The organism is Streptomyces alkaliterrae, assembly GCF_007097205.2.
GTDB classification, from domain to species: Bacteria; Actinomycetota; Actinomycetes; order Streptomycetales; family Streptomycetaceae; genus Streptomyces; species Streptomyces alkaliterrae.
On sequence record NZ_VJYK02000385.1, the window covers coordinates 1 to 4,468 of the forward strand.

Sequence of the window (4,468 nt, forward strand, 5' to 3'; positions counted from 1 at the left end):
GTATAAGAGAAAGCGGCAGGGGGACGGCGCCGTCGGGTCGGCGGCGCCGGTCCGGGGGAGGTGCCGGCGGAGGTCAGGCGCGGACGACGGTCAGGACCTCGTCGCGGACCCGGCCCATGGTCTCCTCGTCCCTGGCCTCGACGTTCAACCGCAGCAGCGGCTCGGTGTTGGAGGGGCGGAGGTTGAACCACCAGTCGGGTCCGGTGACGGTGAGCCCGTCGAGGTGGTCCAGCTCCAGGCCCTGACGGCTGGCGTAGGCGGCTTCGACGGCGGCCATGGACGCGGCCTGGTCGGCGACGGTGCTGTTGATCTCTCCGGAGCCGGCGTAGCGGTCGTACTCGGCGACCAGCCCGGAGAGCGGGCCCTGCTGCCCGCCGAGGGCGGCGAGGACGTGCAGGGCGGCGAGCATGCCGGTGTCGGCGTTCCAGAAGTCGCGGAAGTAGTAGTGGGCCGAGTGCTCGCCGCCGAAGATGGCGCCGGTCGTGGCCATCTCCTGCTTGATGAAGGAGTGGCCGACGCGGGTGCGGACGGCCGTCCCGCCGGCCTCCTTCACGACCTCGGGGACGGACCAGGAGGTGATGCAGTTGTGGATGACGGTTCCGCCGCCGTGCTTGGCGAGTTCGCGCGCCGCGACGAGGGCGGTGATCGCGGACGGGGAGACGGGTTCGCCGCGCTCGTCGACGACGAAGCAGCGGTCGGCGTCGCCGTCGAAGGCCAGGCCGATGTCGGCGCCGGTCTCCCGGACCCGCCGCTGGAGGTCGACGATGTTGGCCGGGTCGAGGGGGTTGGCCTCGTGGTTGGGGAAGGTGCCGTCGAGTTCGAAGTAGAGGGCGTCCAACTCCAGGGGGAGCCCTTCGAAGACGGTGGGGACGGTGTGGCCGCCCATGCCGTTGCCGGCGTCGACGACGACCTTCAGCGGTCGGGTGGCGGTGAGGTCGACGAGCTCGCGCAGGTGTGTCGCGTAGTCGGCGAGGACGTCGCGGCGGGTGACGGTGCCCTCGGTCGCGGAGGCGGGCGGCGGGCCGTTCTCCGCCCATTCGGTGACGAGGTCGCGGATGTCGGCCAGCCCGGTGTCCTGGCCGACGGGGGCGGCTCCGGCGCGGCACATCTTGATGCCGTTGTACTGGGCCGGGTTGTGGCTGGCGGTGAACATGGCGCCGGGCAGGTCGAGGCTGCCGCTGGCGAAGTAGAGCTGGTCGGTGGAGCACAGTCCGATCTCGGTGACGTCCGCGCCGAGCCGGGCGGCGCCACGGCCGAAGGCCGCCGCCAGGCCGGGAGAGGACGGTCGCATGTCGTGTCCCACGACGATGGCGGACGCCTGGGTGACCCTGACAAAGGCGGCGCCGAAGAGTTCGGCCAACGTCTCGTCCCACTGGTCGGGGACGACCCCGCGGACGTCGTACGCCTTCACGATCTGTGACAAGTCGGGCACAGTCCACCCCTCCTGATGTCCGTTAGAGGGCTCAAATCTACCCGCCGGGGCTCCGCCGACCGGGCGGCGCGGGCAGGGCCGGCCGGATACGCGCGTTCCCGGATCGCGCGGATGCGCGGCTCGGCGCGCGCCCGGTTCAGGAGTCGGGGGAACGCAGGACGCGCAGATGGCCGCGCCTGGCGACCTCTATCGGGTCGACCTCGCGGCCGCTCGGTTCGGCCGGGGCGCGCCTGCTCTCCCGGCGGGGGGCGCGGGCGGCTTCGCGCACTGCGTCGGCGAGGGCCTCGAGGTCGTCGCCGCTCGGCCGGGCCGGCCCCGGGTCGACCGCGAGACGGACCACTTCCCAGCCACGGGGGGCGGTGAGCCGTTCGGAGTGCTCGGAGCACAGGTCGTAGCAATGAGGCTCGGCGTAGGTGGCGAGCGGGCCGAGGACGGCCGTCGAGTCCGCGTAGACGTACGTCAGCGTCGCCACGGCAGGACGGCCGCACGCGGTGCGCGAACAGCGACGTACAGGGCTCACGACGTTGGACGGTACCGCACTCTTGAACGGGCTGCGATGACTCTCCACGACGTCACCCGGCCGTGTCGTCCGGTTCGTCGGGAAAGCCCGGAACGCAGCCACCCACGCCGACCTGGGCGAACGCGCAGAATCGTCACTGCAGCACCCTTCGTACTCCCTCCCGACCCCTTCGAAACGGACCGAATACCGCCATCCAACGCACGAATCCGGTCAGAAACAGCCATCCCGTGGGACAGAACCCGAGCGCGTGTGAGCGTCCGGCAGCGCCATCCGCGCGCCCGCCGACACGGGTTATCCACAGGGCATGTGCACGCCCACTCGTCTGACGGTCCGTCGCGCTACTCTCGGAGTTGATGAACAACGCCGTTCCGCCCGGTCGACCGCATGGCCGGGCGCGTCACCGAGACCGTCACGGCCGAGGCATGCGCGGGCCGCTCGCGCCGCCGCAGGTGCCGCTCGCCATGAGCCGCGCCGAGTCCTTCGACGGCCTGGTGCGCGACTCGGCCGAGCGGCTGGAGCGCCAGTGGCCGCAGCTGGCGTCGGTGTTCTTCGCCGTCCAGGAGGTGCCGCAGCCCGGGCCGGTGGAGCGCATCGGGCTGGACGGGCCCGCGATCGTGCCGCTCGGCCGCCTCGTCCCCGCGCACGGGGGCCGGCCGGACTGCGTGATCGTCTACCGCCGCCCGGTCGAGCTGCGCAGCAAGACCCGCGAGGAGCGGGCCCTGCTGGTGCACGAGGTGGTCGTCGAGCAGGTCGCCGAGCTGCTCGGCCTCTCCCCCGAGTCCGTCGACCCGAAGTACGGGCAGGACTGAGGACCCGAGCGCCTGCCGTGCCCGTGGGGGTCAGCCGGCGTCGAGCACGGTGAGGTCCTGCCGCGCGCCCGGCACCGCGACGGTGCTGCGGTCGTCCGGCAGCGCCTGGATGCTGAACATCGGCACGCCGCTGGATCCGCTCTCCTTCGTCTCCAGCATCCGGGCGACGTGCACGTGGCCGCCGGAGAGCCGTTCGACGGTGTACGCGAAGGTGCCCTTCACCCCATCCGGGCGCAGGTCGTCGACGGCGGTCGTGGTGCCGGGCTTCAGCTCCAGCTCGCGGCTCGCCGGCCGGCCGCCGTCACTGCCGGCCGAGGCGGTGACCTTCACCTTGGCCGCCTCGCCGGGGGCCGTCAGGTAGAGGACGCCGCCCTTGGCCTGGTGGCCGGAGGCCGTGGTGCGCTCGCCGACGGGCGCCACTGCCGGGATGAACGCCGTCTCCTGCTTGCCCTCCTTACCCCGCAGGATCCGCAGGGCGGCGACGAAGCTGCCTCGGGGGCTGTCCTTGGACGGCGTCAGCACCAGCGAGCCGGCCTCACCCCTGGTGAGGTCGGGCAGGTCGACCGCCGCGGTCATGCCGCTCTTGACGTGCAGGGTCTCGTTGCCGGCGGGCGAGATGGAGCTGTTGGCGCCGGCGAAGCGGACGTCGAGTTCCACGTCGCGGTCGCCGGTGGCGAAGGCCACCAGCCGCACGGCCGTGGCGTCCGCCGGGATGCCCGGCAGCACCAGGCGGTCGGCCGACTCGTGCGACGGCGTGATCCAGTCACTGCCGAGCTTCTCGTCCAGCGCCTGGACCTGGGCGCCCACCCGGCCGATGCGCACGGCCACGTGCAGGCTGACGTTGGTGACCGGTTCGGGCGTGAGGGTGGCCAGCAGCACGGGCACGGTCGCGCCGGGCGGGATGTTCAGGCCGGTGCCGCTCTCCGAGCGCAGCTCGCCGTCCTTGCCGTAGAGCTGGAGGTCGACGGTGGCGGGCGCGTCGTCGGGGTTGGTGAGGTGGATGTAGTCGTGCCGCCCCTTGGCGGTGCTGACGCCCGAGAACCAGAACTCGGTGTCCGGGACGGTGCAGCTGAGCCCGAGCAGCCCTCGGCCGGGACCGGCGCTGATGGTGGTGGACTGCTGCACGGTCCAGCCGGGCGCGAGCGCCCCTTCCGCCGAACCGGTGAGCGCGGGGGCGTCGGCCTGGTCGGTGGTATGGGTCACCGGGGTTCCCGGCTTCTTCAGCGGTAGCACCGGGTCCGGCTTCTTGGCCGGGCGGCCGTCCTTGTCGTCGGAGCCCTGGCCGCCGCCTTCGAGCGTGTGTCCGGCGGGCAGCAGCCCCGCGGTGTCGGAGCGCTTGTCGCCGGGCCGGACGTCGGGGTGCGGCGCCGAGTACGCGGTGTAGACGGTCTCCGCGAGGTCGGACCCGGCCGGCTGGGGGCAGACCAGGGTGGAGCGCTGCACGGGCAGTCGCGAGGTCCGCTCGGCGGAGGCGGGCTCGGAGCCGGGCGCGTTCAGGGCGGCGACTCCGGTCAGTGCGGCCAGCGCGGTGCCCACCGCGAGCAGGCTGACGGCGGTGCGGTTCAGGCTCACTGCTGGCTCCGGTAGTCGTACGTCCCGTGGTCCGGATCATGCGGGTCGTAGGGGGGCGGCGGGTAGCCCGGGTGGTCCGCGGACCGGGCGTCCTGGCCGTAGCCGGGGGCGGGCGCGGGCTGCTGGTCCCAGTCC

General features: G+C 73.0%; 4 protein-coding genes. 1 reads left to right on the forward strand and 3 read right to left on the reverse strand.

Annotation, left to right across the window (positions count from 1 at the left end; genetic code table 11):
• Nucleotides 1–73 precede the first annotated feature (73 nt).
• Together FNX44_RS24175 and FNX44_RS24180 are read right to left on the reverse strand one after the other, a co-directional pair.
• Nucleotides 74–1,432 (reverse strand): phosphomannomutase/phosphoglucomutase, encoded by a 1,359-nt coding sequence (locus FNX44_RS24175; protein ID WP_143651056.1) that lies wholly within the window; start codon nucleotides 1,430–1,432, stop codon nucleotides 74–76.
• A gap of 136 nt (nucleotides 1,433–1,568) precedes the next feature.
• Nucleotides 1,569–2,000 (reverse strand): DUF3499 domain-containing protein, encoded by a 432-nt coding sequence (locus FNX44_RS24180; RefSeq protein WP_143651058.1) that lies wholly within the window; start codon nucleotides 1,998–2,000, stop codon nucleotides 1,569–1,571.
• 305 nt (nucleotides 2,001–2,305) lie between these two features.
• On the opposite strand from FNX44_RS24180, the gene FNX44_RS24185 reads away from it, so the two are divergent.
• Nucleotides 2,306–2,761, forward strand: coding sequence for a metallopeptidase family protein (locus tag FNX44_RS24185; protein WP_143651060.1), 456 nt, complete (start codon nucleotides 2,306–2,308; stop codon nucleotides 2,759–2,761).
• Between the two features lie 30 nt (nucleotides 2,762–2,791).
• On the opposite strand, the gene FNX44_RS24190 is transcribed toward FNX44_RS24185, so the two are convergent.
• Entirely contained in the window at nucleotides 2,792–4,327 is a 1,536-nt protein-coding gene (locus FNX44_RS24190; RefSeq protein WP_143651062.1) for a DUF5719 family protein, read from the reverse strand.
• Nucleotides 4,328–4,468 lie beyond the last annotated feature (141 nt).

What these genes read in the sequence shown, in the direction of transcription:
- FNX44_RS24185 (WP_143651060.1), top strand. Translation starts at nt 2,306, where the DNA reads ATGAACAACGCCGTTCCGCCCGGTCGACCGCATGGCCGGGCGCGTCAC.